At 65.2% G+C, this 25,642-nt stretch carries 30 protein-coding genes; 12 read left to right on the forward strand and 18 right to left on the reverse strand.

Annotated features, from left to right (window positions below; all coding sequences use genetic code 11):
* Positions 1 to 8: 8 nt before the first annotated feature.
* From gatA to Q0330_RS02930, 3 genes are all read right to left on the reverse strand, one after another.
* A complete protein-coding gene (gene gatA, locus Q0330_RS02920; protein ID WP_299474198.1) occupies positions 9 to 1,490 on the reverse strand; it encodes an Asp-tRNA(Asn)/Glu-tRNA(Gln) amidotransferase subunit GatA in 1,482 nt (493 codons plus the stop codon).
* Positions 1,487 to 1,774 (reverse strand): Asp-tRNA(Asn)/Glu-tRNA(Gln) amidotransferase subunit GatC, encoded by a 288-nt coding sequence (gatC, locus tag Q0330_RS02925; protein ID WP_299474201.1) that lies wholly within the window; start codon positions 1,772 to 1,774, stop codon positions 1,487 to 1,489. Before gatC ends, gatA begins: the two co-directional genes overlap by 4 nt.
* A 66-nt stretch (positions 1,775 to 1,840) precedes the next feature.
* Positions 1,841 to 2,530 (reverse strand): metal-dependent hydrolase, encoded by a 690-nt coding sequence (locus Q0330_RS02930; protein ID WP_299474204.1) that lies wholly within the window; start codon positions 2,528 to 2,530, stop codon positions 1,841 to 1,843.
* A 156-nt stretch (positions 2,531 to 2,686) separates the two neighbouring features.
* Between Q0330_RS02930 and Q0330_RS02935 the strand changes: the two genes are divergently transcribed.
* Positions 2,687 to 3,787 (forward strand): Hint domain-containing protein, encoded by a 1,101-nt coding sequence (locus tag Q0330_RS02935; RefSeq protein ID WP_299474207.1) that lies wholly within the window; start codon positions 2,687 to 2,689, stop codon positions 3,785 to 3,787.
* 12 nt (positions 3,788 to 3,799) lie between these two features.
* Here the strand turns inward: Q0330_RS02935 and Q0330_RS02940 are convergent, their stop codons facing one another.
* The 4 genes from Q0330_RS02940 to Q0330_RS02955 form a co-directional block, all read right to left on the reverse strand.
* Complete coding sequence (locus Q0330_RS02940; protein ID WP_299474210.1) at positions 3,800 to 4,669, reverse strand: 50S ribosomal protein L11 methyltransferase; 870 nt, start codon at positions 4,667 to 4,669, stop codon at positions 3,800 to 3,802.
* Complete coding sequence (msrA, locus tag Q0330_RS02945) at positions 4,669 to 5,250, reverse strand: peptide-methionine (S)-S-oxide reductase MsrA (protein WP_299474213.1); 582 nt, start codon at positions 5,248 to 5,250, stop codon at positions 4,669 to 4,671. Before msrA ends, Q0330_RS02940 begins: the two co-directional genes overlap by 1 nt.
* Before the next feature lie 201 nt (positions 5,251 to 5,451).
* Positions 5,452 to 5,643: a DUF1127 domain-containing protein gene (locus tag Q0330_RS02950; protein WP_299474216.1), complete on the reverse strand. Its 192-nt coding sequence runs from the start codon at positions 5,641 to 5,643 to the stop codon at positions 5,452 to 5,454.
* 217 nt (positions 5,644 to 5,860) lie between these two features.
* Complete coding sequence (locus Q0330_RS02955) at positions 5,861 to 6,577, reverse strand: 16S rRNA (uracil(1498)-N(3))-methyltransferase (RefSeq protein WP_299474219.1); 717 nt, start codon at positions 6,575 to 6,577, stop codon at positions 5,861 to 5,863.
* Between the two features lie 11 nt (positions 6,578 to 6,588).
* Between Q0330_RS02955 and ubiA the strand changes: the two genes are divergently transcribed.
* Genes ubiA through Q0330_RS02970 form a run of 3 tightly spaced genes read left to right on the forward strand, consistent with a single transcriptional unit; the run spans position 6,589 to position 10,007 of the window.
* Positions 6,589 to 7,536 (forward strand): 4-hydroxybenzoate octaprenyltransferase, encoded by a 948-nt coding sequence (gene ubiA, locus Q0330_RS02960; protein ID WP_299474222.1) that lies wholly within the window; start codon positions 6,589 to 6,591, stop codon positions 7,534 to 7,536.
* A 45-nt stretch (positions 7,537 to 7,581) separates the two neighbouring features.
* On the forward strand, positions 7,582 to 9,684 hold the full coding sequence (locus Q0330_RS02965) for an OmpA family protein (protein WP_299474225.1): 2,103 nt from the start codon (positions 7,582 to 7,584) through the stop codon (positions 9,682 to 9,684).
* Positions 9,681 to 10,007, forward strand: a complete 327-nt coding sequence (locus tag Q0330_RS02970) for a hypothetical protein (RefSeq protein WP_299474228.1) — start codon at positions 9,681 to 9,683, stop codon at positions 10,005 to 10,007. Before Q0330_RS02965 ends, Q0330_RS02970 begins: the two co-directional genes overlap by 4 nt.
* Before the next feature lie 85 nt (positions 10,008 to 10,092).
* Here the strand turns inward: Q0330_RS02970 and Q0330_RS02975 are convergent, their stop codons facing one another.
* The 3 genes from Q0330_RS02975 to Q0330_RS02985 form a co-directional block, all read right to left on the reverse strand.
* Positions 10,093 to 11,274, reverse strand: coding sequence for an amino acid aminotransferase (locus Q0330_RS02975; protein ID WP_299474231.1), 1,182 nt, complete (start codon positions 11,272 to 11,274; stop codon positions 10,093 to 10,095).
* On the reverse strand, positions 11,274 to 12,128 hold the full coding sequence (sseA, locus tag Q0330_RS02980; RefSeq protein WP_299474234.1) for a 3-mercaptopyruvate sulfurtransferase: 855 nt from the start codon (positions 12,126 to 12,128) through the stop codon (positions 11,274 to 11,276). The genes Q0330_RS02975 and sseA overlap by 1 nt, the downstream gene beginning before the upstream one ends.
* A gap of 106 nt (positions 12,129 to 12,234) precedes the next feature.
* On the reverse strand, positions 12,235 to 12,663 hold the full coding sequence (locus tag Q0330_RS02985; RefSeq protein WP_299474237.1) for an ion channel: 429 nt from the start codon (positions 12,661 to 12,663) through the stop codon (positions 12,235 to 12,237).
* Between the two features lie 111 nt (positions 12,664 to 12,774).
* Here Q0330_RS02985 and smpB point away from each other — a divergent pair, with 111 nt between their 5' ends.
* Positions 12,775 to 13,251, forward strand: a complete 477-nt coding sequence (gene smpB, locus Q0330_RS02990) for an SsrA-binding protein SmpB (RefSeq protein WP_299474240.1) — start codon at positions 12,775 to 12,777, stop codon at positions 13,249 to 13,251.
* Positions 13,252 to 13,254: 3 nt separating this feature from the next.
* Here the strand turns inward: smpB and Q0330_RS02995 are convergent, their stop codons facing one another.
* The 3 genes from Q0330_RS02995 to Q0330_RS03005 form a co-directional block, all read right to left on the reverse strand.
* A complete protein-coding gene (locus Q0330_RS02995; RefSeq protein WP_299474243.1) occupies positions 13,255 to 13,593 on the reverse strand; it encodes a hypothetical protein in 339 nt (112 codons plus the stop codon).
* Between the two features lie 3 nt (positions 13,594 to 13,596).
* The gene (locus Q0330_RS03000) at positions 13,597 to 14,553 is read right to left on the reverse strand and encodes a DnaJ C-terminal domain-containing protein (RefSeq protein WP_366518292.1); all 957 of its coding nucleotides are present in this window, start codon (positions 14,551 to 14,553) and stop codon (positions 13,597 to 13,599) included.
* Between the two features lie 68 nt (positions 14,554 to 14,621).
* Positions 14,622 to 15,185, reverse strand: a complete 564-nt coding sequence (locus Q0330_RS03005; RefSeq protein WP_299474249.1) for a DUF4202 domain-containing protein — start codon at positions 15,183 to 15,185, stop codon at positions 14,622 to 14,624.
* A 231-nt stretch (positions 15,186 to 15,416) separates the two neighbouring features.
* Here Q0330_RS03005 and trpA point away from each other — a divergent pair, with 231 nt between their 5' ends.
* From trpA to Q0330_RS03025, 4 genes are all read left to right on the forward strand, one after another.
* Positions 15,417 to 16,214: a tryptophan synthase subunit alpha gene (gene trpA / locus Q0330_RS03010; protein WP_299474252.1), complete on the forward strand. Its 798-nt coding sequence runs from the start codon at positions 15,417 to 15,419 to the stop codon at positions 16,212 to 16,214.
* A gap of 3 nt (positions 16,215 to 16,217) precedes the next feature.
* Entirely contained in the window at positions 16,218 to 16,799 is a 582-nt protein-coding gene (locus Q0330_RS03015) for a VOC family protein (RefSeq protein ID WP_299474255.1), read from the forward strand.
* 111 nt (positions 16,800 to 16,910) lie between these two features.
* A complete protein-coding gene (locus Q0330_RS03020) occupies positions 16,911 to 17,627 on the forward strand; it encodes a TerB family tellurite resistance protein (protein WP_299474258.1) in 717 nt (238 codons plus the stop codon).
* Positions 17,628 to 17,695: 68 nt separating this feature from the next.
* Positions 17,696 to 18,175 (forward strand): hypothetical protein, encoded by a 480-nt coding sequence (locus tag Q0330_RS03025; RefSeq protein WP_299474261.1) that lies wholly within the window; start codon positions 17,696 to 17,698, stop codon positions 18,173 to 18,175.
* A 65-nt stretch (positions 18,176 to 18,240) separates the two neighbouring features.
* Here the strand turns inward: Q0330_RS03025 and Q0330_RS03030 are convergent, their stop codons facing one another.
* From Q0330_RS03030 to Q0330_RS03045, 4 genes are all read right to left on the reverse strand, one after another.
* Positions 18,241 to 18,666, reverse strand: coding sequence for a universal stress protein (locus tag Q0330_RS03030; RefSeq protein ID WP_299474265.1), 426 nt, complete (start codon positions 18,664 to 18,666; stop codon positions 18,241 to 18,243).
* A gap of 16 nt (positions 18,667 to 18,682) precedes the next feature.
* Entirely contained in the window at positions 18,683 to 21,529 is a 2,847-nt protein-coding gene (locus Q0330_RS03035; RefSeq protein WP_299474268.1) for a TRAP transporter permease, read from the reverse strand.
* A gap of 138 nt (positions 21,530 to 21,667) precedes the next feature.
* Entirely contained in the window at positions 21,668 to 22,639 is a 972-nt protein-coding gene (locus Q0330_RS03040; protein WP_299474271.1) for a TAXI family TRAP transporter solute-binding subunit, read from the reverse strand.
* Between the two features lie 202 nt (positions 22,640 to 22,841).
* On the reverse strand, positions 22,842 to 23,294 hold the full coding sequence (locus tag Q0330_RS03045) for a type II toxin-antitoxin system RatA family toxin (protein ID WP_299474274.1): 453 nt from the start codon (positions 23,292 to 23,294) through the stop codon (positions 22,842 to 22,844).
* 50 nt (positions 23,295 to 23,344) lie between these two features.
* On the opposite strand from Q0330_RS03045, the gene Q0330_RS03050 reads away from it, so the two are divergent.
* Positions 23,345 to 23,530, forward strand: a complete 186-nt coding sequence (locus Q0330_RS03050) for a hypothetical protein (RefSeq protein ID WP_299474277.1) — start codon at positions 23,345 to 23,347, stop codon at positions 23,528 to 23,530.
* A 22-nt stretch (positions 23,531 to 23,552) separates the two neighbouring features.
* On the opposite strand, the gene Q0330_RS03055 is transcribed toward Q0330_RS03050, so the two are convergent.
* Positions 23,553 to 24,392 carry a neutral zinc metallopeptidase gene (locus Q0330_RS03055; RefSeq protein WP_299474280.1) on the reverse strand — a complete coding sequence of 280 codons (840 nt, stop codon included), beginning with the start codon at positions 24,390 to 24,392 and terminating at the stop codon, positions 23,553 to 23,555.
* A 127-nt stretch (positions 24,393 to 24,519) separates the two neighbouring features.
* On the opposite strand from Q0330_RS03055, the gene Q0330_RS03060 reads away from it, so the two are divergent.
* Together Q0330_RS03060 and Q0330_RS03065 are read left to right on the forward strand one after the other, a co-directional pair.
* Complete coding sequence (locus Q0330_RS03060) at positions 24,520 to 25,098, forward strand: YqaA family protein (protein ID WP_299474283.1); 579 nt, start codon at positions 24,520 to 24,522, stop codon at positions 25,096 to 25,098.
* Positions 25,095 to 25,577 (forward strand): disulfide bond formation protein B, encoded by a 483-nt coding sequence (locus tag Q0330_RS03065; RefSeq protein WP_299474286.1) that lies wholly within the window; start codon positions 25,095 to 25,097, stop codon positions 25,575 to 25,577. The genes Q0330_RS03060 and Q0330_RS03065 overlap by 4 nt, the downstream gene beginning before the upstream one ends.
* Positions 25,578 to 25,642: the final 65 nt, after the last annotated feature.

Genomic DNA, 25,642 nt, shown 5'->3' on the forward strand with positions numbered 1-25,642 from the left:
ATTCGTTATTACCACCATTGTTCCGGTTTTGCGCCAAAACCGGCGGCCCGTTCAAGGGCATAAGCGTGATTCAGCAGATCGCCCTCTTCGAAAGGCCGGCCGATCAGTTGCAGCCCGAGCGGCAGCCCCTGCCCGTCCAGCCCGACGGGGACCGAGATCCCGGGCAGTCCGGCCAGGTTCACCGTCACCGTGAACACGTCCAGCAGATACATCTCGACCGGGTCCTTGTCGGCCATGTCGCCCAGCCCGAAGGCCGCCGAGGGCGTGGCCGGGGTCAGGATCGCATCCACGCCCGAGGCGTAGGCCTGATCGAAATCGCGCTTGATCAGCGCGCGCACCTTGCGGGCGCGGTTGTAATAGGCGTCATAGAAGCCCGCCGACAGCACATAGGTGCCGATCATCAACCGGCGCTGCACTTCCGGGCCGAAACCCTCGGCGCGGGTCTTTTCATACATCTCAACAATGCCATCGCCCTGCCCCAGCTTGGCGCGGCGGCCATAGCGCACCCCGTCATAGCGGGCGAGGTTCGAGGACGCCTCGGCAGGCGCAATGACATAATAGGCCGGCAGCGCGTATTTCGTATGCGGCAGCGAGATATCGACGATCTCGGCCCCGGCATCGCGCAGCATGTCGGCGCCCTGTTTCCACAGCGCGTCGATCTCGGCGGGCATGCCCTCCATGCGGTATTCGCGCGGAATGCCGATCTTCTTGCCGCGAATATCGCCGGTCAGCGCCGCCTCGAAATCCGGCACCGGGATCTCGGCACTGGTCGAATCCTTCGGATCGACCGAGGCCATGGCGCCCAGCATGATCGCCGCGTCGCGCACCGTCTTGGTCATCGGCCCGGCCTGATCGAGGCTGGAGGCGAAGGCGATGGTGCCCCAGCGGCTGACCCGCCCATAGGTCGGCTTCAGCCCCACGGTCCCGGTAAAGGCCGCTGGCTGGCGGATCGAGCCGCCGGTATCGGTGCCGGTCGCCGCCAGACACAGATCGGCGGCCACCGCAGCGGCGGAACCGCCCGAGGATCCGCCGGGCGTCAGCTGCCTGTCGCCCAGCTTCCACGGGTTCACGGCATTGCCATAGGTGCTGGTCTCGTTCGAGGAGCCCATGGCGAATTCGTCCATGTTCAACTTGCCCAGCATCACCGCGCCCGCATCCCAGAGGTTCTGGGTCACGGTCGATTCGTATTCGGGCCGGAACCCGTCGAGGATCCGGCTGGCGGCCTGCGTGGCCACGCCGCGCGTCGCGAACAGATCCTTGATCCCGAGGGGGATCCCGGTCATCGCGGCACCGTCGCCGGCCTTGATGCGATGATCGGCAGCCTTGGCCATCTCTCGCGCCAGTTCGGGGGTCTTGTGCACGAAGGCGTTCAGCGCCCCCGCCCCCTCGATGGCGGTCAGGCAGGCATCGGTCAGTTCCACCGAGGACAGCTTGCCGGCGCGCATCGCGTCGCGGGCCTCGGCAATGGTCAGGGAGTTCAGATCGCTCATTCCACCACCTTCGGCACGGCAAAGAAGCCTTCGCGCGCATCTGGCGCATTGGCGAGGATCTTTTCGGGATAACCGCCATCGGTGACGACATCCTCGCGACGTTTCAGGCGCATGGGCGTGACGCCGGTCATCGACTCGACCCCTTCGACATCGACCTCGTTCAGCTGCTCCATGAAATGCAGGATATTGTTCAGCTCTCCGGCGAGCGCGGGAAGATGTTCCTCCTCGACCGCGATCCGGGCCAGATGGGCGACCTTGCGCGCCTCGTCTTCGGTGATCGACATGGATGCTCCTTTAACCTTGCGGCGGGTTTAGCCGCGCCGGCCCGGCGCTGCAAGCGGGCCGCGCCTTCAGGGCGTGAACGGCACCATCACCTCGGCCTCGATCAGCTTCGCCCCGAGATCGCGCAGCGGCGAGACATCGAGTTCGAGAAGCGGGAAGGTCCGGTAATGCGAGCAGATGATCGTGTCGAAATCGAACCAGCGTTTCGCCGCATAGGCCGCCCGCGCCGGATCCATGGTGAAATGGCCGCCGACGCTGAGAATACCGATATCGGGCCGGTGCAGATCGCCCATCCATTCCATGTCGGCCATGATGTCGGTATCGCCCGAGAAATAGATCACGCGACCCTCGCCCGCGATCATGTAACCGGATTCGCGCCCGGCATAGACCGGCGCGCCGTCCGACCCCGAAAAGGCCGAGGAATGGCAGGCAGCGACCATCGTCACCCTGGCACCGCCCAGATCGACCGTGCCCCCCTTGTTGAAGCCGATGGTCGCGACGCCCTGGCTGCTTTCCCAATATTGCATCAGGTCGTAGATGCCGACGATGGGAATCCCCAGTTCCTTCGACAGGGCCACGGCATCGCTGCTGTGATCGGAATGGCCGTGGGTGATCAGGATATGGGTGGCCCCCGCCAGTGCCTCGGCCCGCTTTTCGGCGGGGAATGACGGGTTTCCGGTCAGCCACGGGTCGATGAGGATCGCCGCATTCTCGATTTCCAGCCGCCAGCTACCATGACCGAGCCAAGTCAGACGCATCGCACTCTCCCATCCTGATCTCACCTATATCGAGAGACTACGTTGGCCTCCCCCAAAAGGACAGCCTGAACCGATTCAGCCAAAAAATGTTAACCGATTTTTAATCAACTTATAGTTGAGTTAACCATCTTTGACCGATGGGGGCGGAAACCGGACATGGCATATCTGATCAAGACCTACACCTTTTCTAGCCCCGTTCCAGTCGCGTCCAACCACCCCTTCGCCGGGCAAGCCAACATCTCGTTCAGCGAGGCGCAGGAAGAGATCATATATCTCGACGACAGAGACAATAAATTTGTTCCGGTAGACGTGAACACCGGCAGGGACCAAAAGCTGCTCAAGGAAACCGAGATAGGCGGCGTCACCCTGCCCGAAGGCACGATGCTCACCTACAGGTCAAATTTGGTGACCATGATCATCGACCCGCAAACAGGCTATCGCTATCTTGTGATGTTTCCCCAACAGGCCGGAACCGCCGTATCTAATATGACAGAGATCGGCGACAGAACGACGGTCATGGTCATTCCGGAAACACCCGATACACCGGAATTCGACCCAAGCCGCACCTACAATTATCATACGGCCCCGCAGAAGCTAGAGATCGTCGTGCAGCCCGCCGCGATCCCGCCCAATTACCTCAGCGGGATGTGTTTCGCGGCCGGCACGCTGATCGAAACCGCGAATGGGTCGCGCCCGGTCGAAACGCTGCGCCTGGGCGATCTGATCCTGACCCGCGATCATGGGCTGCGTCCGCTCAGTTGGATCGGCGGGCGGAAGGTTTCGGCGCGGCTGCTGGACGTGGCCCCGAACCTGCGCCCGGTTACGATCCGCAAGGGCGCGCTCGGTCCCGGCCTGCCGGCGCAGGATCTGGTGCTGTCGCCGCAGCATCGGGTGCTGATGACCTCGACCATTGCCGAGCGAATCGCCGGAACTTCCGAGACCCTGATCGCGGTGAAGCATCTGTGCGGAATGCCGGGAATCGCGGCCAGCCCGACGCCGAAGGGCATCGACTATCATCACCTGCTTTTCGACCGGCACGAGCTGGTCCTGTCCAACGGTTGCTGGACCGAATCGCTGTTCACCGGGCCGCAGGCGATGCGCAGCATGGGACCATCCGCCCGGCGCGAGATCGCCCTGCTGTTCCCGCAGCTTCTCGCCGGAACCGGCTTCGCCCCGGCACGCCCCTTCCTGTCTGGCCGCGACGGGCGCGAACTGGCCCGGCGCCATCTGAAGAACGCAAAGCCGCTTCTGGTCTGAGCGCGCAGCCGCTCAGCGCCGGATCACCACCAGCGTCGACCAGTCGCCGATATCGTCGCGCCGCTCCAGATCGAAACTGGCGGCCTCATAGGCGGCGATGACCTGATCCGCCTGCGTGGTCAGCAGGCCCGACAGGATCGCGCGACCGGCCGGGGCGACATGGCGGGCCATGTCCGGGGCAAGGTCGATCAGCGGCTGTTTCAGGATATTGGCGAAGACCAGATCGAAGGGTGCTGCATCGTCCAGCATCGGGTGATCGAAACCCACGGCCTCGATACATTCGACGCGGCCATCCAGCCCGTTGGCGATCACATTCGCCGCCGCCACATCGACCGCCACCGGGTCGATATCCGAGGCCAGGATCGTGCCCGGCCAGACCCGCGCCGCCGCCATCGCCAGAACCGCCGTGCCGCAGCCGATATCGGCCACGCGATGCGGCTGCCAGCCCGCGCCGACCAAGCGGTCGAGCGCTTCCAGACAGCCCTTGGTGGTGCCGTGATGGCCGGTGCCGAAAGCCATGGCGGCCTCGATCAGCAGCGGCTCGACCCCGGCGGGCAGCTTGTCGGCATCGTGGCTGCCATAGACGAAGAAGCGCCCGGCCTCGACCGGGGTCAACTCGCGCCGGACATGGGCGACCCAGTCGACCTCAGGCAATTCGCTGATGACAAAGGGCTGCGCGCCCTGGGCGGCGGCCAGAAGCGTCAGGCCGATCTCGTCGGGGGCCTCGGTGAAATAGATGCCGACCTCCCAGCGGTCGGAGCCGTCCTCGATCTCGAAGACGCCGGACCCGACCGGCTCGGGCGTCAGTTCGTCACAAAGCTCGGCCAGCCTGTCGGCAGCCTCGCGTCCGGAAACCTGGCTCAGTGCGGTCCATGTCGGCATCAGGGCAACTCATGTCCTTCGGGCATCGAGGCTTCGACGCCGGTGCCACGCATATTGCAATAGCCGTCGGGAACCTTGTGCAGATATTGCTGGTGATCCTCTTCCCGGGCCGGATAGAACGGCCCCGCCGGCAGGATCTGGGTGGTGATCCGGCCCTTGCCGGCAACGGCAAGGCGGTTGCCGTAATCGACCTTCGAGGCCTCGGCCTGCGCCATCTGCGTATCGCTGTGGCACATGATCATCGAGCGATACTGGTCGCCCACGTCATTGTGCTGGCGGTTGCCCTGGGTCGGATCGTGATTGTCCCAGAACAGTTTCAGCAGATGCTCATAGCTGATCCGGGCCGGGTCGAAGGCGATATGGACGACCTCGGCATGGCCGGTACCACCCTGACAGACCTGACGATAGCTCGGGTCGGGAACGGTCCCGCCGGCGAAGCCGACCTGGGTCATCCAGACGCCGTCCTGTTCCCAGAACAGGCGCTCCACCCCCCAATAGCAGCCCATGCCGAAGGTCGCCTGCTCGAATCCCTTGGGGATCGGGGCATCCATCGGGCGGTTGAAGATCGCGTGATTGGCCATCGTCTCACCTCTTGTCCTAATGCCGGTCGCGCCTGACAGCCCCGAAAGTTCAGGCCGGGCGCCGGCGTGCTTCCCCGTTCATTAAGGTATTCGCGGCGTCATTGACCAGAGGCAGGGCGCATTCGGGCGTCAGGCAAAGAAAAACCCCGGCCGCATCACTGCTGGACCGGGGTTCGGTTCGGGCGCGCGGTGGCGCCGCGGTTACACACTCTGGCTCACCACGGCGTCGATATCCGCACGGCAGAGGCCGATATCGTCCAGCTCGCGCTCGGACAGGCGCTCCAGCTCGGCGCGGGTTTCGCGGCGATGCTGCCAGCTGCGCAGGGCTTCGGCAATACGGGCCAGCGGGCCTTGGGCGGCGACGGGGGCGTGGTTCAGGGTCATCATGGTCATCGGAGTATCCTCACTTCCTTCTGCGCCAGGATCGGCGCGTTTCGTCAGTGATCCAAAGATAGGGCCATGCTGCATCTGCAACCAGCCCCGAACGACGCAAAGCCGCTATGCAGAAACCAGATAAGTGTTAGACTTAACAGTGTTTTTTATCACAGAAATGTGAGTGGAACTGTAATATTTCGCCGTATTCCGTGACCGCTAACGCTGCAACGCAGCGTTACCAGTCGCCCAAATGCGCCTGAAACAGCGTCAGGGCCGCCACGGCAGCCGTATCGGCCCGCAGGATGCGCGGGCCGAGGCTGATCGGCGAAACGAACGTAGCGTCACGAAGCCGTTTCTGTTCGGCGGGCGAAAATCCGCCTTCCGGCCCGATCAGCACCGCCCATTTGCCCCGAGCGAGCCCCGACAGCGCATCCGCCGGCCCGACCCGCGATTCGTCGGCCCAGAGAATCCGGCGCGTCTGGTCCCAGCTGTCCAGCAGCCGGGCCAGCGGCACCAGATCGGCCACTTCGGGCACAAAGGTGCCGCCGCATTGCTCGGCGGCCTCGACGGCATGGGCCTGCAGGCGGTCCTGGCGGATACGCTCGGAATTGGTGAAATCGGTCTGCACCGGCAGGATGCGGGCGGCCCCCATCTCAGCCGCCTTCTCGACGATGAAATCGGTGCGCGCCTTCTTGATCGGCGCGAAGATCAGCCAGAGATCCGGCGGATCGCGCTGCGGCGCCACCTGTGCGATGGCCCGCAACTCTCCGCCGCGTTTGGAGGCGGCCAGCAGTTCCGCATCCCAGGCCCCGTCCCGGCCATTGAAGACCTGGATCACCGCGCCCGGTTTCAGCCGCATCACCCCGGAAAGGTAATGCGCCTGATCCGCGCCCAGAGGGACGGCTTGCCCCGGGGCAAGCGGGTGATCTATGAACAGCCTGACTTTCGACATGGGCCATTCCTATGAAACCCGCCTTGCAAATACCAGATGCCGTGCGCGACGCGGTCAACGGAAACTGGGTCGACAACGCGGCGCCGCCGCATTGGCGGCCCTGGCTGCGGCTGAGCCGGATCGACCGGCCGATCGGCACCTGGCTTTTACTGCTGCCCTGCTGGTGGGGGATCGGGCTGGCGATGATGGCGACCGGGCCACGCTGGTTCGACCTCTGGATCGGCATCGCCTGCGCGGTCGGCGCGGTGGCCATGCGCGGTGCCGGCTGCACCTGGAACGACATCACCGACCGCCATATCGACGGCTCGGTCGACCGCACGGCGAAACGGCCGATCCCTTCGGGGCAGGTCAGCGTTCGCGGGGCGGTGATCTGGATGGTGCTGCAGGCGCTGCTGGGGCTGGCCATGCTGCTGACGCTGGGGGGGGCGGCGATCTGGCTCGGCGTTCTCAGCCTGCTGCCGGTGGCCATCTATCCCTTCGCCAAGCGCTTCACCTGGTGGCCGCAGGTATTTCTGGGCATCGCCTTCAACTGGGGGGTGATGCTGGCCTATGCCGCCCATCGCGGCGGGCTGGATCTCGCGCCGATCATCGCCTGGCTGGGCGGGATCGCCTGGACGGTCTTTTACGACACCATCTATGCCCATCAGGATTACGAATTCGACGCGCTGATCGGGGTGAAATCGACGGCGCGCCTGTTCGGCGAGAACACAAAGACCTGGCTTCTGGCCTTTGGCGCGCTGACGCTGGTGCTGCTGGCGCTTGCCATTGCCGCGACCGGGGCCGCAGGTTTCAGCTGGACACTGGCCATGATCGGGCTGGCAGGTTTCGCCGCACATCTGGTCTGGCAGCTTTACACGCTCGATCTGAACAGTTCCGACGTGCAGTTGATGCTGTTCCGGTCCAATCGCGACGCCGGGCTGATCATGGCCCTTTTCCTGATTCTTGCCGGGATCGTGTAGCGGGCCGCGATTTACAACCTGTTCCCATCCGACTAACTCAAGCCTATGGACGAGTTGCAGAAATCCAGTGAGGCCCCCGAGGCCGCGAGGACCGGCGGGCGCATGGCCCGCCTGACCCTGACCGTCCTGACGCTTGTCGTGGCCGGTGCCGGCAGTTGGCTGGCGGCAACCCGCATCGCCGATGAGATCGAGGCGCAGAGCCTCGCCCAGGCCCGCGCCGCCCTGACCGGGGAGGAACTGCCCTGGGCGCGTATCTCGACCAACGGGCTGAACGTGCAGCTTTCCGGCACCGCCCCGGATGAGATGGCCCGGTTCCGCGCGCTCAGCGCTGTCGGCAGCCGCATCGACGACCGCCGGATCGAGGATCGGATGGAGGTGGCGGAACGCGCCCTGCTCGACCCGCCGGATTTCTCGCTGGAACTGATGCGGCAAGGCCCGACCCTGTCGCTGATCGGCCTGCTGCCCGAGCGCACCGACCGCAAGGCCATGGCCGAACGTCTCTCAAAGGCCGGAACCGAGATCACCGACCTGACCGGAACCGCCGCCTTCCCGCCGCCCGAAAGCTGGCGACCGGCGCTGGATTTCGGGTTGCAGGCAGCCGAGGCGCTGGAGCAGGGCACGATCTCGGTCACGCCGGGTCTCGTGCAGATCACCGCCAATGCCGCCTCGCCCGAGGAAAAAGCGCAGATCGAGGCGGCGTTGTCTGCGGCGCAGCCCGAAGGCGTGAAGCTTGCGATGACGGTTTCCTCACCGCTGCCGATCATCGCACCCTATCGCCTGCGCCTGGTGCGCACAGATGGCGTCGCGCGCCTGGAAAACTGCGCCGCCGAGACCGCCCAGTCGCGCGAGCGTATCCTCGCCGCCGCCATTGCCGCCGGCGCCGATCCGGCATCGGACTGCATGCTTGGCATCGGCGCGCCCTCGGGCTGGGAGCGGGCGGTTCTGGCCGCCCTGGACGCGGCCGGTCAGGGCCGGATCGACATGATCGACGAGACCCTGCACCTGACCCTGCCGGTCGAGATGGCGGATGACACCCTGACCGCCGTGCAAGCGGAACTCGACAGCACTCTGCCGGCCAATTTCAAGCTGGACCTCCAGCGGGCCGAAGCCGCGCCAGAGGAAGGCCCCGCCCGCTTCACCGCCGAGATCGGCACCACCCCGCCGGCCAGCATTGCCGGCGTCCTGCCCAATGCCACCATGCGCCAGACCGTGCAATCGCTGGCCCGCGCCCAGCTCGGCCCGGTAGAGGGAGAGCTGAAGCTCGACCCGGACATTCCGGACGACTGGCCGCTCCGGGTCATGGCCGGGCTTGACGCGATGGGGGCGCTCGACCGGGGCCGGCTGCTGGTCACGCCGCAGCGCATCGAGGTTTCGGGCGTCAGCGGCGATCCCTTCGCGACCGAAAAGGCGGTGACGGCGCTTGCCGTGCGGATTGGCGCCGGCGTCGATTACGCCATCGCCATCGCCTATGACCGCAGGCTCGACCCCGAGATCGAGCAGCCCGATGGCACCACCTGCGTCGACCGGCTGAATACCGTCATGCTGGAATCGGAGATCGGTTTCGAACCCGGCGGCGCCCGTATTGCCGGCGATATCGCCCCGGTTCTGGACGACATGCGCCAGATCATGAAGAATTGCGCCGATTTCCGCATCGAGATCGGCGGACATACCGACGCCCAGGGCAGTGAGGCAACGAATATGGCGCTCTCGCTCGGCCGGGCCGAGGCGGTGCTGGACGCGTTGAACACCGCCGGTCTGCCCGTGCAGAACATGGTCGCCGCCGGTTATGGCGAGACCCGACCCATCGCCGAGAACGACACCCAGGAGGGCCGCGACGCCAATCGCCGGATCGAGATGGTGCTGCTGTCGCCCGATCCGGTGCCGCTGCCTGAGCCAGAGGTGCAGCCGGTGACCGGCAGGACCCTTTCAGCCGAAGCTGCGACCGAGGCATTGATGGCCGCAGTCAACGCCGTTCCGCTGCAGGGCGACATCTTGCCCGAACCGCTTTTCGGCACCGAGGCGCTTGCCGCGCCGCCAAAGATCGAACCCGCCGCCGAGGTGCTGGTGGCCACCCCCGATACCCCGCGCCCGCCGGACCGGCCAGATGCGCATCAGCCTGCGGATGCATCCGCCAAGGAGGCGCAATGACTCGTGACGACCTCATTCTCGCCACCGCCCTGATCCTGTTCGCGGCCTTCGCGCTCGGCTGGATCTGCTGTTGGATCATCGGTCGGCTGACGCGGCCGGGCCGGGCCGAATTCGACCGCCACGACCGGCTTGCCGCCGATCTTCACGAGGCCGAATCCGCCCGCGATCAGGCCGTCGCCGAAGCCAAGGAGCGCGAGGCGGCGCTGCATGAACGGCTGGCCTTCGCCAGCAACGAACTGGCACAGGGCCGCGCTGCCCTGCAGGAAGCCGCGGTCGAGATCGAGGAGTTGCGCGACTATATCGACCGCCATGTGGTGAAATAACCGGCCCGATCCCTGCATATGAAAGATCCGCGCCCAGCCCTGCCGCGCGCGGATTTGTGTTACGGCATCACCGTCTCGCCGGGGCTCAGACCCCGGCTTCGACGATGGCGCGGGCCAGAACCGGCACCGAATCCCTGTTCAGCCCGGCAATGTTCAGCCGCGAATCGCCGATCATGTAGATCGCCGCGTCTTGCTTCATCTTCGCCACCTGTTCCGGCGTCGCCCCGAGGCGCGAGAACATGCCGCGATGGCGGGCGATGAAATCGAACTTGTCGGTCCCGGTCAGATTGCGAAGCTCGTCCGCCAGCTGGTTGCGCAGGCTCAGCATGGACAGGCGCACCTCTTCCAGCTCGGTCTTCCAGTCGGTGTGCAACGCCGCGTCGCCGAGGATGGTCGAGACGATCCGCGCCCCGTGATCGGGCGGGAAGCTGTAATTCTGGCGGTTCAGATAGGCCATCGCGCCCTGCGACATCTCGCGGGCGTGATTGTCGCCGGTCAGCGCCATCAGGATGCCGGTCCGTTCGCGATAGATGCCGAAATTCTTGGAACACGAGGCCGCGATCAGCACCTCGGGCAGGCGCATGGCGATCATCCGCGTGGCGGCGGCGTCTTCCAGAAGACCGTCGCCGAAACCCTGATAGGCAAGGTCGATCAGCGGCGTGGCACCGGTCTTTTCCAGCACCTCGGCAATGGCATCCCACTGTTCCGCCGTCGGGTTGGCGCCGGTCGGGTTGTGGCAGCAGCCATGCAGCAGCACCACATCGCCCTTTCTGGCGCGACCGATCCCCTCCAGCATCGCCTCGAAGGCGACGCCACGGGTGGCATTGTCGAAATAGGGATACATCTCGTAAGCCTGACCCATGAAGTTCAGGATCGAGACATGGTTCGGCCAGGTCGGGTCCGAGACATGGATCACCGCATCCGGGTTGGCCATGCGCACCAGTTCCAGCGCCTGCCGAATGGCCCCGGTGCCGCCGACCGTGCCGACCGAGGCAACGCGGCCGCCGGCCACATCGCCCAGCACCAGCGAGGTCATCGCGGCGCGATATTCCTCGGTCCCGGCGAGGCTGGTATAGGCCTTGCTGTCCTGGCTCTCCCAGATCTTCTGCTCGGCCGCCTTGACCGCGCGCATGACCGGCGTCAGCCCGGTCGGGTCCTTGTAGACACCGACCCCGAGGTCGATCTTGCCCTGCCGCGTATCGGCCTTGAATTCGCCCATCAGGGCCAGGATCTTGTCAGGGGCTTGCGGCTTGAGATTGCCCAGCATCATGAGTCTCCGGTTGCGATCTTGCTGTCGGGATGTGCGCCCCATTCGGTCCAGGACCCGTCATAGAGCGCGTGGTTGCGATGCCCCAGCCGTTCCAGGGCAAGCGAAAGCGAGGCGGCGGTGATGCCCGACCCGCAGGTCGTGATCACCGGGCGCGTCATGTCGACGAAGGCGGCGGAAAACAGCGCGCCGAGTTCCTCGGTCGGCTTCATGGTGCCGTCTTCGGCATAGAGACGGTCGAAGGGCAGGTTCTTCGCGCCCGGCATATGACCGGCGCGCAAGCCTTCGCGCGGCTCGGGCGCTTCGCCGCGGAAACGCGGTGCGCCGCGCGCATCGACGATCTCATGGGTGCGCAGATGCGAGGCCTCGGCGATCTGGGCGCGGTCGCGCAGTAGCGCATCGTCGCGGCGCGGGGTCATCCGCGCCGGCGCATGGCGGGGGGCGGCGTCATCGACGGGCCGCGCCTCGGCCAGCCATTTGCCCAGCCCGCCATCCAGCACCGCGACATTGCTCATGCCCATCAGCCGGAAGGTCCACCAAGCGCGTGCCGCGCTGCGGGTCGCGGCCTGATCGTAGATCACCAGCTGATGCCCGTCGCCGATGCCCATGGCGCCGATCCGCTCGGCAAAGAAATCCTCGGGCGGGGCCATATGCGGCAGGTCGCTGTCGGGATCGGACAGGGCGTCGGTATCGAAGAAGATCGCGCCGGGAATGTGGCGGGCGGCATATTCGGCCCGCGCATCGCGCCCGGCGGCGGGCATGTGCCAACTGGCATCGAGGATGCGGATATCCTTGTCCCCCAGCCGGGCGGCAAGCCATGCGGTCGATACCAGCGTCTTCGGATCGTCGATCATGCGCGCCCCCTTCGCCAGCAGATCATGCGCCCCCCGATCTAGCCCCGACAGGGGCGCGGGGCAATGGAAATGCGCATGATTTCCTGCCCCCGTTGCCGCACGCGCCTCAATTGTCGCGCTGCATCAGGCGCACGTCGCGCAGCGCCTCGACCAGAAGCGCGGTCATCACCCCGATGTTCAGAAGCCCGTTCGCCGCCGCCAGCCCGCCCATCAGCCGCCATTCCTCGGGCAGCAGCACATCGCCGAATCCCAGCGTGGTAAAGCAGACGAGCGAGAAATAGACCGCATGTTCCAGATCCTCGAACAGGCCCAACCCCCGGAAGGTCAGCGCCCAAAGCCAGACCCCCGCCGTCATGATTCCCAGCACCCAGAGAACGGCCACCATCATCACCGCCATGCGCTTGGCGTGATAGGGTTTCTGGGTCAGCCAGGGGCGGAAACGCTCGAAGGCGGCCTCCATCAGCGGAAAGGACAGACCCGCGATCAGCATCGTCCCCAGCATCACCGCCGAGCCGAGAATGATCTGATGCAGCATCGCCTGACCTCGTGATTGGGATGTCCAGCATAGGCATCTCCAAATCCAAGCGAAAGACCGCAGGCCATCCGTCTTTACTTCGCCGCCGCCCGCCCCTATCTCTGCCCGACCATGGCCAAGAAAAACGACGATCCGAACTATAAAATCATCGCGGAGAACCGCCGGGCACGCTTCGATTACGCCATCGAAAGCGATCTGGAGGTCGGCATCATGCTGACCGGGTCCGAGGTGAAGGCGCTGCGGACCGGTCAGGCCAATATCGCCGAAAGCTATGCCTCGATCGAGAATGGCGAATTATGGCTGATCAATGCCTATATCTCGACCTATCTTCAGGCCGGGGTCTTCGGGCATGAGGAACGCCGGCATCGCAAGCTGCTGGTGTCGAAGAAGGAACTGGCCCGGCTCTGGGCCTCGGTCGGGCGCGAGGGCATGACGCTGGTGCCGCTGGTGATGTATTTCAACCATCGCGGGCTGGTGAAGCTGAAGATCGGCGTGGCCAAGGGCAAGAAGCTGGCCGACAAGCGCGAGACCTCGGCCAAGCGCGACTGGAACCGCCAGAAGCAGCGGCTGCTGAAGCAGAACCTTTAGGCCTCAGTCCGGCCTGCGGATCTGACGGATGCGCAGGGTGACACGCTGGCGGGTCTCGTCGGGTTCCTCGGCAAGGGCCGACATCAGCGCCTGCATCTCGCCGCGCAGCCCGTGCATCTCGTCCAGCACCGACATCATCAGCGTCAGCGCATCGCCGTCCAGCCCGTAATCCTCGGTCAGGTTGCACAGCAATTGCACCCGGGCCCGGTCGATCTCGCGATAGCTGTCGCCGGCATCCGACACGACCGGCCGGACCACCTGCAGCGCGACATAGCGGGCCAGACGCGGCTCGGTCAGGTCTTCGATCAGGGCGATCAGTTCCTCGGCGGTATAGCGTGCCATGGCTCAGCCCCCCATTCCCTGACGCGGATCATAGCCGTGATCCTGCCGCCACTTTCCCATGAATTCGGCCAGATCGTCGTCGATTTCGGCCGGCATCACCACTTTCAGCTCGACATATTGATTGCCGCCCTTGATGCCCTTGCCCTTCAGGCGCAGCTTCTGGCCGGTCGTCGCCCCCTTGGGCAGGTTCATCGCCACCTTGCCGGTCAGCGTCGGCACCTCGACCCGCGCGCCCAGCACCGCCTCGTCCAGCGAGACCGGCAGGGTGATGGTCACGTCATTGCCGTCGCGCGACCAGTCGGGATGGGCGCCGACATGCAGGCTCAGATAGGCGTCGCCGCGCCCGCCCTCGCCATAGCCCTCGCCGCCCTTGCCGCGCAGCCGGATCACCTGACCGTCGGCAGCCCCCTCGGGGATCTTCACGTCCAGCGTATTGCCGTCGGGCAGCGTGATCCGCGTGGTGCCGCCCTTGGCGGCGGTCATGAAGTCGATATCGAGGTCATAGCGCAGGTCCTGCCCGCGCATGTCGAAGTTCTGACGGGTGCCGCCGCTGCGGCGGAAACCCTGAAACTCCTCGCCCCCGGCGAAATCGCGCGGGTCGAAGCCGCTACCGCCGCGCCGGTTGCCGAACAGATCCTCGAACACATCCGAATAATCGCCGTAACCGGCGCTCGATTGCTGCCGATAGGGGTTGCCGCCCTGTTCGGCGAAATCGCGGTAATAGCGCTGCTGCGGGCGTTCCTGGCCCTGGGCGTCGATCTCGCCGGCATCGAAGCGCGCCCGCTGCCCGGGATCCTTCAGCAGGTCATAGGCGACCGAGGCGGCCTTGAAGCGTTCGCCCGCCGCCGGGTCCGGGTTCAGGTCCGGGTGATCGGTCTTGGCGATCTTGCGATAGGCCTTCTTGATCTCGTCCTGGCTGGCTGTCTTCGACACGCCAAGCGCCTTGTAGGGGTCGTCCATCACCCTGCCCTCATCGTTTCGCGGTCAATGCCGGTCGCTGCACAGGTTTCAACGCGGCGCGCCCGGGTTCAAGCCCTGAAATGCGCCGCCAGCGGTTCCGGCACGGCGAAGTCCTGCAAGGCCCGCGCCCGCGCCATCGGCGACATCTTGCGCGCCGTCAGACGGACGATGCGGTCCATCTCCTCCTCGGTCTGGGTCGTGGAAAACGGGGCCATGTAGTGGCGCATGAAGGTGAAGACGGCGACATCCTCCAGCGCCTGCACCTCGTCGTCGCGCTTGATGCCGTCCTTGCGCAGCATCTTTTCGGCCCGGGCGGCGTCCTCCTCGGGATAGCCCACCTCGCGCATGATCGCACCGACGCGGGCGGCATGGCGGCGGCCCTGCTCGACCCGCCATTGCAGATAGCCGGTGCGGCCCTCGGGGTAATCCTTGCGCGGCAGGGTCCAGCGTTCGACATGCTGGCCACGGCAGGCGATGCGCAGGGCTTCCGAGGCCTCGGGATACAGCTTTTCCTGCTCGGCGCTCATGCGCTGACCGTAAAGCAGTTCCACGGGTTGCCCGTTGTCGAGATTGGGATCGGCGGCATTGGCGGCGTCGATCCGGGCGAAGGCTTGGTCGAGTTTCTGTGTCATGGCGCCATCTTGCCGCGCCGGCCTGGCCATGTCATGCCCAATTCATGCCGCGCGCTGCCGATATCGTCGCACCGACCGCGCCGCGCCGCAAAACTGACCACAAGACGGCACTTTCAGGCGCCGCGCGCGGTTGCGGCACTGGGGACCACCACATGTCAGGCCGCTGCCAATCCCTGCATTGATCCCGGCCCGCCCACGCGTTACCCCCAAACCACAGACGGGGAGACATGAATGAGCCGAATCGACGCCACCTTCGCCCGGCTTCGCGCCGAGAACCGCAAGGCCTTCGTGGCCTATATCATGGCCGGCGATCCCGACCGCGAGACCTCGGCCCGGGTGCTGGCCGGTCTGCCCGGTGCCGGCGTGGATATTGTCGAGCTTGGCATTCCCTTCACCGACCCGATGGCCGATGGCCCGACCATCGAGGCCGCCGGCCACCGCGCCCTTGCCGCCGGTGGCAGCGTCACCCAGACGCTCGACATGGTGCGCGAATTCCGCAAGACCGATAACGAGACGCCCATTGTGCTGATGGGCTATTACAACCCGATCTATGCCCGCGCGGGCGGGGTCGAGCAATTTCTGACCGAGGCGGTCGAGGTGGGTGTTGACGGCATGATCGTCGTCGATCTGCCGCCCGAGGAAGATGCCGAACTGTGCCTGCCCGCACAGGCGGCGGGGCTGAACTTCATCCGGCTGGCCACACCCACGACCGATGACCGCCGCTTGCCGGCGGTGGTCGCGAATACCTCGGGCTTCGTCTATTATGTGGCCGTGACCGGCGTGACCGGCGGCGCGTCCGCCGATGCCGCGACCGTCGGCCCCGATGTCGCCCGCATCCGCAAGGCGGCAGGCCTGCCGGTCGTCGTGGGCTTCGGCATCTCGAGCCCCGACGCGGCCGAGGCCATTGCCGGCGTCGCCGACGGTGCGGTGGTGGGTTCGGCCATCGTCAAGCAGATCGGCGCAGGCAAGCCGGTGGCCGAGGTGCTGGATTTCGTGCGCAGCCTCGCCGACGGCGCCCATCGGGGCTGAACCATGGCCGGTCTCGAATTCGATCATCTGGTCGTCGGTTGCACCGATCTGGGCGCGGGCGAGGTCTGGCTGTCGGGCCTGCTGGGCACAGCCCCCGAACCCGGCGGACGGCACGGCTTCATGGGCACGCATAACCGGCTCTGGCGCATGGGCGTGCGCGAATATATCGAACTGATCGCCATCGACCCCGAAGCCGAGGCCCCGCCCTATCCGCGCTGGTTCGGACTCGACCGGTTCAACGGCGCGCCCCGGCTGGTCGCTTGGGTCTGCCGGATGCAGCCGCTGAAAGCGCCCGAGCACAGCCGGATCATGGAGGCCGCGCGCGGCGATCTGCGCTGGCGCATCTCCATCCCCGAAAGCGGGGTATCCGGCAGCGACGGGCTCGATCCCCTGCGCATCGACTGGGCGGGCGGCCCGCATCCCGCCGATGCCATGCCCGATCACGGCTTCCGGCTGCTCGGGCTGGACCTGAGCCATCCGAAGCCGCCGAAACTGCAGATCGCCGATCCGCGCGTGAAGATCAAAACCGGGGATATCGGGCTGAGGGCCCATATCTCGACCCCGCATGGCAAGGTCACGCTGTGATCCTGCAATGATCGTCAGGGCAGCATTGTCGTGACCCTCGGCTTGGCAATGGCGGCGATCCTGCTCGGCTATCCCTAGCGCAGCGCGGCAAATCCAGTTAGCATCCGCAGCATGCTGGACGCCGTCCCCGCCCCCGCCCCGGAACTTCCCCGCCCGCGCAGCTTCTGGCGGCGTATTGTCGACCGCATGGCCGCCTTTATCGGCGCACGCCGTCCGGCGATCCCGCCCGAGAAATCGGTGGCCTTCACCATCGCGGTAATCGCACTTGGCGCCAAGCTGGCCAAGGCGGATGGCCGCGTCGACAAGGCCGAGGTCGCGGCCTTCCGGCGCGTCTTCACGATTCCCCGTTCCGAGGAAAAGAATGCCGGCCGGGTCTTCGATCTGGCCCGGCAGGATGTGGCCGGCTTTGACGCTTGGGCGCGGCGCATCGCGCGCATGTTCTCCCCCGGCGATCCGGTGCTGGAAAACGTCATCGAAGGCCTGATCATCGTCGCCACCGCAGATGGCGCCATGCATACCGCCGAACGCGACATGCTGGACGAGATCGCCGAAATCTTCGGCGTCCCGCAGGCGCGGCTGGCCACGATCATCGACCGCCACGACCCCGATGCGGCCTGCCCGCCCTGCAAGATCCTTGGCCTTTCGCCCGATGCCACGCTGGAAGAAGGCCGCCGCCGTTGGCGCGAGCTGATCCGCGAACATCACCCCGACCGCGCCATTGCCGCCGGCCTGCCGAAAGAGGCGATCCGCCTGGCCGAAACCCGCACCCGTGCCATCAACGACGCCTGGCAGCGCTTCCGCGCCACCCACGAGCCGCGCACGACCTGAGCACGGGAACCGCAGCAGCGCTGCTGCCGTTTCCTTCACTGGTGACGAAAGGGATGCCCAAAATGCTGATGAAATCACTTTCCGCCCTGCCTCTTGTCGCGCTCCTGGCCCTGCCGGTCGCGGCTCAGGACTGGCAGATGCCCCGCGACGAAGCGCCGCCAAGGGGCCAGCAGGACGAACCGCTCGGCGATCTCGGGGATGAGATCGACAATGCCATGAACCAGCTTTTCAACCGGTTGCAGCCGCATCTGAACGCGCTCGGCGACGAGTTGGCCAATACGATGAACGAATTCACCCCGGCGCTGAACGAAATCTCGGGCCTGATCGACGATATCGGCAATTACGAACGGCCCGAACGGCTGGAAAACGGCGATATCATCATCCGCCGCCGTGCCGATGCGCCCCCGCCCCCGCCGATGGGCGAATTGCAGCGCCTGCTGCCGGATCGCGACGGGGCCGAGACACCCGACACGCCTTGGGAGCCGCTCGATCCCTGGAACCGGCTCGACAAGGGCGAGAGCATGGATGTGCCGCAGACCGAATTGTGATCCGGCGGCTGTCGCCATGAGAAAAGGGGCGGTCGAACCGCCCCTTTTTTGTTCTGAAGCTCGGCTCAGCGCAGAATCATCACGCTGATCGGCGAATGCCGCAACACCCTGTCGGCCTGACTGCCGATCAGGAAGGTGCGCATCTCGTCAGGCGAATGTGACGACATGACGATCAACTCGGCACCCAGCTTCTCGGACATGTCCAGGATCGTCTCGGCGACATGGCCGTGGCCGACATGGGTGGTGACGCGATTATCGCCGGGCAGTTCGCGGGCAACCAGTTCCGTCAGGCTGGCCTTCATCCCGTTCAATGCCTGCTTCTCATAGCCCTTGGGCAGATAGCTGGCGACCCAGGCATTGCCGACATCGTGAACGATGCCCAGCACATGCAGCTTGCCGCCCTCGTCCAGAAGCTGCTGGGCCACCGGGATGGCCTTTTGCCAACTGGCCTCGTGCTGAACGTCGATGGGCAGAAGGATGGTCTTGTACATGATCCTCTCCTTTCACTCAGGCCGTCGCCGCCAGGCGGCGGTCGGGGCTGGCATCGCCGGGGCCGGCCCGGCGACGCTGCATCCAGATGACCAGGGCCAGAAGCGCAAGGGCCGGGATATACATCCAGTATTTCGACGGCGCCGAAGCCGGCTGGCGAACCAGCAGGATCTTCTGATCCCAGTCGAGGCCGGCGGCCTGTGCGGGGCTGTCGAAATTGACGTTGTCGATGACGACCTCGTCCCCGTTCTGGACCACCTCCAGCCCGAGCGCCGCCATGCGGTCGGCACCCGTGGCACCTTCGGGCACGTTCATCTGGACCCGGAACTCGACCGGCTTGCCGACGTCGTCAAGCCCGGCGATGACCAGCCGGAAGGGCTGGCCGACCGTGGATTCGCCCAGAGCCTGCTCGATCTCGGTCGGCGGGCGGTCGTTCCAGGGCGGGGCCACCGTGTCCATCCAGAAGCCGGGACGGAAGATGGTGAAGGCCACCACCAGCAGGATCAGCGTTTCCACGATATTGCTGCGGGTCAGGAACCAGCCCTGCGTCGCCGCCGCGAACAGCAGCATGGCCACGGTCGCGGTGATGAAGACGAAGATGCCATGCACCCATCCCACATCGATCAGCAACAGATCGGTGTTGAAGATGAACAGGAAGGGCAGCGCCGCCGTCCTGAGGCTGTAGAAGAAGGCCACCACCCCGGTCTTGATCGGGTCCCCGCCCGAAACTGCGGCCGCCGCGAAGCTGGCCAGACCCACCGGCGGCGTCACATCGGCCATGATGCCGAAGTAGAACACGAACAGATGGACCGCGATCAGCGGCACGATCAGCCCGTTCTGCTGGCCGAGCGTGACGATGACCGGCGCCAGCAGCGCCGAGACGACGATATAGTTCGCCGTGGTCGGCAGGCCCATGCCCAGGATCAGCGACAGCACAGCCGTCAGGAACAGGATCGCCAGCAGGTTGCCGCCCGACAGCACCTCGACCACATCGGCCAGGGCCGAGCCGACGCCGGTCTGGCTGACCACGCCCACGATGATGCCGGCGGTCGCCGTGGCGATGCCGATGCCGATCATGTTGCGCGCGCCCGCGATCATGCCGTCGACCAGATCGTTGACCCCGGCCCGGAAGCTGGAGGCCAGCGTGCTGTTGCCGTTGTAATCCTCGCCCCGCAGCATCATCATCAGCGGACGCTGGGTCAGCAGGATGAAGATCATGAACGCGGTGGCCCAGAAGGCCGACAGGCCGGGCGACAGACGATCGACCATCAGCGCCCAGACCAGCACCACCACCGGCAGGATATAGTAAAGCCCCGAACGCACGGTCGGACCGGGCAAGGGCAGTTCCTTCACCTCGGCATTCGGGTCTTCGAGCTTCAGCGGCTCTTCCCGCGATCCGACCCAGAGCAGCGCCACATAGACCGCGACGAGCGCGCCGAAGATGACGTAATTGGCCGCCGCGCCAAAGGTCGGACGCACCCAGCCCATGCCGTAGTAAAGCAGGATCGACAGCGCCGAGATCAGCATGATGCCGAAGACGAAGCCGACCAGCCGGCGCAGCCATGGCCCCGGCGTATAGGCGCGCGGCAGGCCCTGCATACCGGCCTTCATCGCCTCAAGATGGACGATATAGACGAGCGCGATATAGGAGATCGTCGCCGGGATGAAGGCGTGCTTGACCACGTCGAAATAGGGGATACCCACATATTCGACCATCAGGAAGGCCGCAGCCCCCATGACCGGCGGCATGATCTGGCCGTTCACCGAAGACGCGACCTCGACCGCGCCGGCCTTCTCGGACGAGAAGCCCACCTTCTTCATCAGCGGGATGGTGAAGGTGCCGGTGGTGACCACATTGGCGATGGACGAGCCCGAGATCAGCCCGGTCATGGCCGAACTGACAACGGCGGCCTTGGCCGGCCCGCCGCGCATGTGACCCATCAGCGAGAAGGCGACCTGGATGAAGTAATTGCCCGCCCCGGCCTTGTCCAGAAGCGCGCCGAACAGCACGAACAGGAAGACGAAGCTGGTCGAGACGCCAAGCGCGATGCCGAAGACGCCCTCGGTGGTGATCCACTGGTGGTTGATTACTTCGGTCAGCGAATTGCCCTTATGGGCGATGATCTCGGGCATGAAGGGCCCGAGGAAGGTATAGACCAGGAAGACCGAGGCCACGATCATCAGCGCCGGGCCAAGCGCGCGGCGCGTGACCTCCAACAGCAGCAGCAGGCCGATGACGCCGACCACCAGGTCCTGCGTGATCGGCGCGCCGATCCGGGTCGCGATATCGCGATAGTAGATATAGATATATAGTGCCGCGAAGACCGAGACGATGGCCATGGCCCATTCCCAGGGCGGCACGAAGTTCTTCGGGCTGCCCGCCAGAATGGCCGCGATCACGACGGCACCGATCAGCGCGATCCACCAGGCCGAACCCGCCGGCCCGCCATGGATGAACATCGCCGTCAGCACCAGCGGCACGGCCAGCGCCAGCCCAAGCTGGACCGGCGTGCGTTCCGCAGGATAGGCCAGATAGGCCAGGAACATCGCGAAGGCGAGGTGGACGGAACGCGTCTCGGTATCGTTGAGGATGCCGAATTCGAACATGAAGGGCAGCGGCGAGGCGATCCAGATCTGGAACAGCGACCAACAGAAGGCCACGATCAGGATGGTCTTGCCGACCCAGCCCGCCGGCGTCCGCGCGCCGGTATCGGAAGAGGCGACGAGTTCGTCCAGTTCGGACTGGCTCAACCCGCCGGCACCGGCTGCGGCATTTTCGATCGCCGCTGCCTCCATCTGGTGATGGCTATGCGTGCCAAGGCCGTCCCCGCCGGCCCCACGCTTTGGATCTTCGTCACTATTCATGTCCAAATCCCTGATACTGGCCGGTTTTGCCCGGCGTCACCTTGGTCTTTATTCTTAGACTGTCATAAAAAAGCGGCCCCGCTGCAAGAGCGGAGCCGCAATTTCGCATTATCAAGTCAGGACAGGCCCCGATTCAGATCACTGAATCCAGCCCTGCTCCTTGTAATACTTCTCGGCGCCGGGATGCAGCGGGGCCGAGTTGCCTTCGCTGACCATGGCTTCCGGGGTCAGGTTGGCGAAGGCCGGGTGCAGGCCCTTGAAGCGGTCGAAATTGTCGAAGACGGCTTTCACGACTTCATAGACGACATCGTCAGAGACATCGGCCGAGGTCACGAAGGTCGCCTTCACGCCGAAGGTGTTGGTGTCAGCGTCGGTGCCGGCATACATGCCGCCCGGGATGACCGCCTTGGCGTAATAGGGGTTTTCCTCGACCAGCTTGTCGATTTCCGGGCCTTCGACCGGCACCAGGTTGGCCTCGACCGTCGAGGTCGCTTCCTGGATCGAGCCGTTCGGGTGGCCGACGGTATAGACGATGGCATCGACCTTGTTGTCGCCGAGCGCCGCCGACTGTTCGGCCGGCTTCAGTTCCGAGGCGAGCGAGAAGTCACCCATGGTCCAGCCCTTGGCATCCAGCACGACCTGCATGGTCGCCAGCTGGCCCGAGCCCGGGTTGCCGACGTTCACGCGCTTGCCCTTGAGGTCGTCGAAGCTGGCGATGCTGGCATCCTTGCGGGCGACGACGGTGAAAGGCTCCGGGTGGACCGAGAAGATCGCCCGTTCCTTGTCGAATTTCTTGTCGCCGGCGAATTCGTCCGAGGTGCCGTTATAGGCGTGATACTGGATGTCGGACTGGGCGACGCCCATGGTCATGTCGCCGGCCTTGATGGCGTTCACGTTGGCGACCGAGCCGCCGGTCGACGGCGCGGTGCACTTGATGCCGGTGGTGGCGGTGTCGCGGTTCACCAGACGGCAGATCGACTGGCCGACGACGTAATACACGCCGGTCTGACCGCCGGTGCCGATGGTGATGAAGGTTTCTTCCTGCGCGCTGGCGGCCCCGGCCACGGTCGCGAAGGCAAATGCCGCTGTTACGGTCTTTACGAAGTTCATTCTGGTCTCCCCAGTTGGTTAGATGCTCAAGCGTCCGATATCTGCGCGAAAAGTGCAACAGTCGACTGCATTACCATGAATTTCTTAATTTTTTGCTGGAATTATCTTGATTTATTGAGTTTTTATTGGCCGCCACGACACTCGATACAAACGAATCCCCATTTCCTGAGACAAGGTGACGTCAGGGCAGGTTCGCGGCTGCTCAAGCACCGTAAAGGGCTTTGGCGCGGGTCTCGAAGGCGCGGACGATGCGGCTCATGGCCTCGTCGAAGACCACACCGATCAGGCGGCCGAGAATGGCGTTCTTGAACTCGAAATCGACGAAGAAATCGACATTCGAGCCGCCCTCGGGCAGATCCTGGAAGGCCCAGCCGGAATGCAGATAGCGGAACGGGCCGTCGAGATAGTCGGTGTCGATCTTCAGCGTCTCGGGCCAGAGGGTGACGCGGCTGCCGAAACGCTCGCGGAAGACCTTGAAGGAGATCACCAGATCGGCTTCGATCACCTCGCTGCCATCCGGTTGCGGCTGGCGCGCCCGGATCCGGGCCGCACTGTTCCAGGGCAGGAATTCGGGGTAGCGTTCGACATCGGCGACCAGATCGTACATCTGGCGGGCCGAGTAAGGCAGCTTGCGGGTTTCGGAGCGTTTCGGCAAATCGGATCCGTCAGTGGCAGGGCGCGGCAGCAATAACCGAAGGTGGAAAGATGAACAACCTGACTTGGCTGATCCGGGCCTCGCGTTGGGCGCGCAAACCGCCCAGCCGGAAGATGGTGATCCTGGTCTTCTCCATCCTCGCCGCCGGGCTGGTCATGCTGGGCCTTGAAAAGCTGGGGCTCTGGCCGGAATGGGCAACGATGGACAGACCCCGGGGTCCGCGCCTGCCGCGCTGATCGGTCGCGGCAGGCTTTCCGGTCAAAGCCCGGCTTCGGCGAAGCTGTTGCACGACGACAGGGTGCCGCCCTCGTATCCGCGCAGGAACCATTTCTGCCGGTCGGCCGAAGACCCATGGGTGAACGCATCGGGCACCACCGCGCGGCCCGCGCTTTGCATCAGCGCATCGTCGCCCACGGCGGCGGCGGCGTTGATCGCCTCGGCAAGATCGTCCCGGTCGATCCGCAGATCCTGGGTCGAGCTACGCGCCCACATGCCGGCAAAGCAATCCGCCTGCAATTCGGTCAGCACCGAGAGGTAATTCGAATCCTCCTTGCTGGCGCTCTGGCGCATCTGGGTCACCTTGGGCAGGATGCCAAGCTGGTTCTGGACGTGATGGCCGACCTCATGGGCGATGACATAGGCGGCGGCCAGGTCGCCCCCGGCCCCCATCCGCTGCGACATCACCTTGAAGAAATCGGTGTCGAGATAGATCCTCTGATCCGCCGGGCAATAGAACGGCCCCATCTGCGCCGAGGCGCCGCCGCAGCCCGATTGCGTGACCCCGGAATAGAGCACCATCTGCGGTTCGCCATAGGCGCGGCCGGTCACCGCCGGCACCGCCTCGCCGAAGACGGTCTCGGTCTCGCGCAGGATCACGCCGGCGAAATCGCCCATCTGGCGGTCTTCCGCCGTCAACTCTCTGGGCTGGCCCGGGCTTTGGCCGGTCTCGCTGACCAGGGGCGAAATATCTATGCCGAAGAAATACCCGAAGGCCAGCACCGCCAGCATGCCGACCAGGCCGATGCTGCCCGCACCGCCCGATCCCATCCTGCGCCGATCCTCGACATTGCGGCTGCCTTGCCGTCCGCGCCATTCCATCTGTTGCACTCCCGCAAAATACCCGCCCCGGACCATCGGCGCGGCGTTCGTAACGCCTGACAACCCTAGGCGGGCTTGACGGTTCCGGCAAGCCGGGCGAGACGGGGGTGCGAAAAGGGATTTTTCAATGCTCAGACGGCTCTACGACTGGACCATGGACCTCGCTGCGCGCCCCTATGCGATGTGGGCGCTGTTTGCGGTGGCCTTCATCGAAAGCTCGTTCTTTCCGATTCCGCCGGATGTGCTGATCATCCCGATGGTGCTGGCGAATCGCCCGGCCTGGCTGCGAATCGCGCTTGTGGCGACGCTGGGTTCGGTGCTGGGTGGGCTTTTCGGCTATTGGATCGGGGCCGCGCTGATGGACAGCGTAGGCCAGCATATACTTGCCGCCTATGGGAAAGAGGCCGATTACGCCGCCCTATCCGCACGTTTCGACGAATGGGGCGTCTGGGCGGTGCTGATCGCCGGGCTGACCCCCTTCCCCTTCAAGGTGATCACGATCTTTTCAGGCGCGGTGCACCTGAACCTCGTGGTCTTCGTCCTTGCCGCCATCGCCGCCCGGGCCACGCGCTTCTTCATCGTCGCCTGGCTGCTGTGGCGATACGGCGCACCGATCCGTGATTTCATCGAGAAGCGGCTTGGCCTTATCTTCACGCTGTTCCTTGTCGGCCTGATCGGCGGCTTCTATCTGGTGAAATACCTATGACCACCCTGACCTCACGACAGCTTGCGATCCTGGCCGGTGCGGGATCGGCAGGCATGCTGCTGGCGGCGCTGTTCTTTCAGTGGCTGGGCTATGCGCCCTGCGAGCTTTGCATCCTGCAACGCTGGCCGCATCTGGCCGCCGCCATCATCGCCGCGCTGATCGCCTTCCACGACGCCCGGCTGCTGCGCTGGCTGGGTGCGATCGCGGCGGGTCTTGCCTGCGCCTTCGCCATCTATCACTCCGGGGTCGAGTTCGGCTGGTGGCAGGGGCCGGTGGCCTGCACCGGCGGTCTTGGCGATATCGGCGCCATGTCCACGCAGGACCTGATGGCGCGGCTGCAGACCGCCCAGGTGGTGCGCTGCGATCAGCCGCAATGGTATTTCCTCGGCCTCAGCATGGCCGCCTGGAACGCCATCCTCTCGGCCATGCTGACGGGGATGTGGCTGCGCGCCGCATTTGGGCGCGGGATCGGCCGCTAGCGGCGTTGCACCCAACCAAGTGCAGGTGCTATACCACGCGGCAACAAGATATTGAGGCGTAAGAC

This window comes from uncultured Paracoccus sp. (genome assembly GCF_937873615.1).
Taxonomy (GTDB): domain Bacteria; phylum Pseudomonadota; class Alphaproteobacteria; order Rhodobacterales; family Rhodobacteraceae; genus Paracoccus.

What these genes read in the sequence shown, in the direction of transcription:
- Q0330_RS02975 (WP_299474231.1), bottom strand. Translation starts at nt 11,274, where the DNA reads ATGCTGGGCAATCTCAAGCCGCAAGCCCCTGACAAGATCCTGGCCCTG.
- Q0330_RS02985 (WP_299474237.1), bottom strand. Translation starts at nt 12,663, where the DNA reads ATGCTGCATCAGATCATTCTCGGCTCGGCGGTGATGCTGGGGACGATG.
- gatA (WP_299474198.1), bottom strand. Translation starts at nt 1,490, where the DNA reads ATGAGCGATCTGAACTCCCTGACCATTGCCGAGGCCCGCGACGCGATG.
- gatC (WP_299474201.1), bottom strand. Translation starts at nt 1,774, where the DNA reads ATGTCGATCACCGAAGACGAGGCGCGCAAGGTCGCCCATCTGGCCCGG.
- Q0330_RS02970 (WP_299474228.1), top strand. Translation starts at nt 9,681, where the DNA reads ATGACTCGTGACGACCTCATTCTCGCCACCGCCCTGATCCTGTTCGCG.
- ubiA (WP_299474222.1), top strand. Translation starts at nt 6,589, where the DNA reads ATGAAACCCGCCTTGCAAATACCAGATGCCGTGCGCGACGCGGTCAAC.
- Q0330_RS03055 (WP_299474280.1), bottom strand. Translation starts at nt 24,392, where the DNA reads ATGGAATGGCGCGGACGGCAAGGCAGCCGCAATGTCGAGGATCGGCGC.
- Q0330_RS03035 (WP_299474268.1), bottom strand. Translation starts at nt 21,529, where the DNA reads ATGAATAGTGACGAAGATCCAAAGCGTGGGGCCGGCGGGGACGGCCTT.
- Q0330_RS02955 (WP_299474219.1), bottom strand. Translation starts at nt 6,577, where the DNA reads ATGTCGAAAGTCAGGCTGTTCATAGATCACCCGCTTGCCCCGGGGCAA.
- Q0330_RS03030 (WP_299474265.1), bottom strand. Translation starts at nt 18,666, where the DNA reads ATGTACAAGACCATCCTTCTGCCCATCGACGTTCAGCACGAGGCCAGT.
- Q0330_RS03020 (WP_299474258.1), top strand. Translation starts at nt 16,911, where the DNA reads ATGCTGGACGCCGTCCCCGCCCCCGCCCCGGAACTTCCCCGCCCGCGC.
- Q0330_RS03065 (WP_299474286.1), top strand. Translation starts at nt 25,095, where the DNA reads ATGACCACCCTGACCTCACGACAGCTTGCGATCCTGGCCGGTGCGGGA.
- Q0330_RS02995 (WP_299474243.1), bottom strand. Translation starts at nt 13,593, where the DNA reads ATGGCACGCTATACCGCCGAGGAACTGATCGCCCTGATCGAAGACCTG.
- Q0330_RS03025 (WP_299474261.1), top strand. Translation starts at nt 17,696, where the DNA reads ATGAAATCACTTTCCGCCCTGCCTCTTGTCGCGCTCCTGGCCCTGCCG.
- Q0330_RS02965 (WP_299474225.1), top strand. Translation starts at nt 7,582, where the DNA reads ATGGACGAGTTGCAGAAATCCAGTGAGGCCCCCGAGGCCGCGAGGACC.
- Q0330_RS03000 (WP_366518292.1), bottom strand. Translation starts at nt 14,553, where the DNA reads ATGGACGACCCCTACAAGGCGCTTGGCGTGTCGAAGACAGCCAGCCAG.
- trpA (WP_299474252.1), top strand. Translation starts at nt 15,417, where the DNA reads ATGAGCCGAATCGACGCCACCTTCGCCCGGCTTCGCGCCGAGAACCGC.
- Q0330_RS03005 (WP_299474249.1), bottom strand. Translation starts at nt 15,185, where the DNA reads ATGACACAGAAACTCGACCAAGCCTTCGCCCGGATCGACGCCGCCAAT.
- Q0330_RS02935 (WP_299474207.1), top strand. Translation starts at nt 2,687, where the DNA reads ATGGCATATCTGATCAAGACCTACACCTTTTCTAGCCCCGTTCCAGTC.
- Q0330_RS02940 (WP_299474210.1), bottom strand. Translation starts at nt 4,669, where the DNA reads ATGCCGACATGGACCGCACTGAGCCAGGTTTCCGGACGCGAGGCTGCC.
- Q0330_RS02930 (WP_299474204.1), bottom strand. Translation starts at nt 2,530, where the DNA reads ATGCGTCTGACTTGGCTCGGTCATGGTAGCTGGCGGCTGGAAATCGAG.
- msrA (WP_299474213.1), bottom strand. Translation starts at nt 5,250, where the DNA reads ATGGCCAATCACGCGATCTTCAACCGCCCGATGGATGCCCCGATCCCC.
- Q0330_RS03015 (WP_299474255.1), top strand. Translation starts at nt 16,218, where the DNA reads ATGGCCGGTCTCGAATTCGATCATCTGGTCGTCGGTTGCACCGATCTG.
- smpB (WP_299474240.1), top strand. Translation starts at nt 12,775, where the DNA reads ATGGCCAAGAAAAACGACGATCCGAACTATAAAATCATCGCGGAGAAC.
- sseA (WP_299474234.1), bottom strand. Translation starts at nt 12,128, where the DNA reads ATGATCGACGATCCGAAGACGCTGGTATCGACCGCATGGCTTGCCGCC.
- Q0330_RS03040 (WP_299474271.1), bottom strand. Translation starts at nt 22,639, where the DNA reads ATGAACTTCGTAAAGACCGTAACAGCGGCATTTGCCTTCGCGACCGTG.
- Q0330_RS03050 (WP_299474277.1), top strand. Translation starts at nt 23,345, where the DNA reads ATGAACAACCTGACTTGGCTGATCCGGGCCTCGCGTTGGGCGCGCAAA.
- Q0330_RS02950 (WP_299474216.1), bottom strand. Translation starts at nt 5,643, where the DNA reads ATGACCATGATGACCCTGAACCACGCCCCCGTCGCCGCCCAAGGCCCG.
- Q0330_RS03060 (WP_299474283.1), top strand. Translation starts at nt 24,520, where the DNA reads ATGCTCAGACGGCTCTACGACTGGACCATGGACCTCGCTGCGCGCCCC.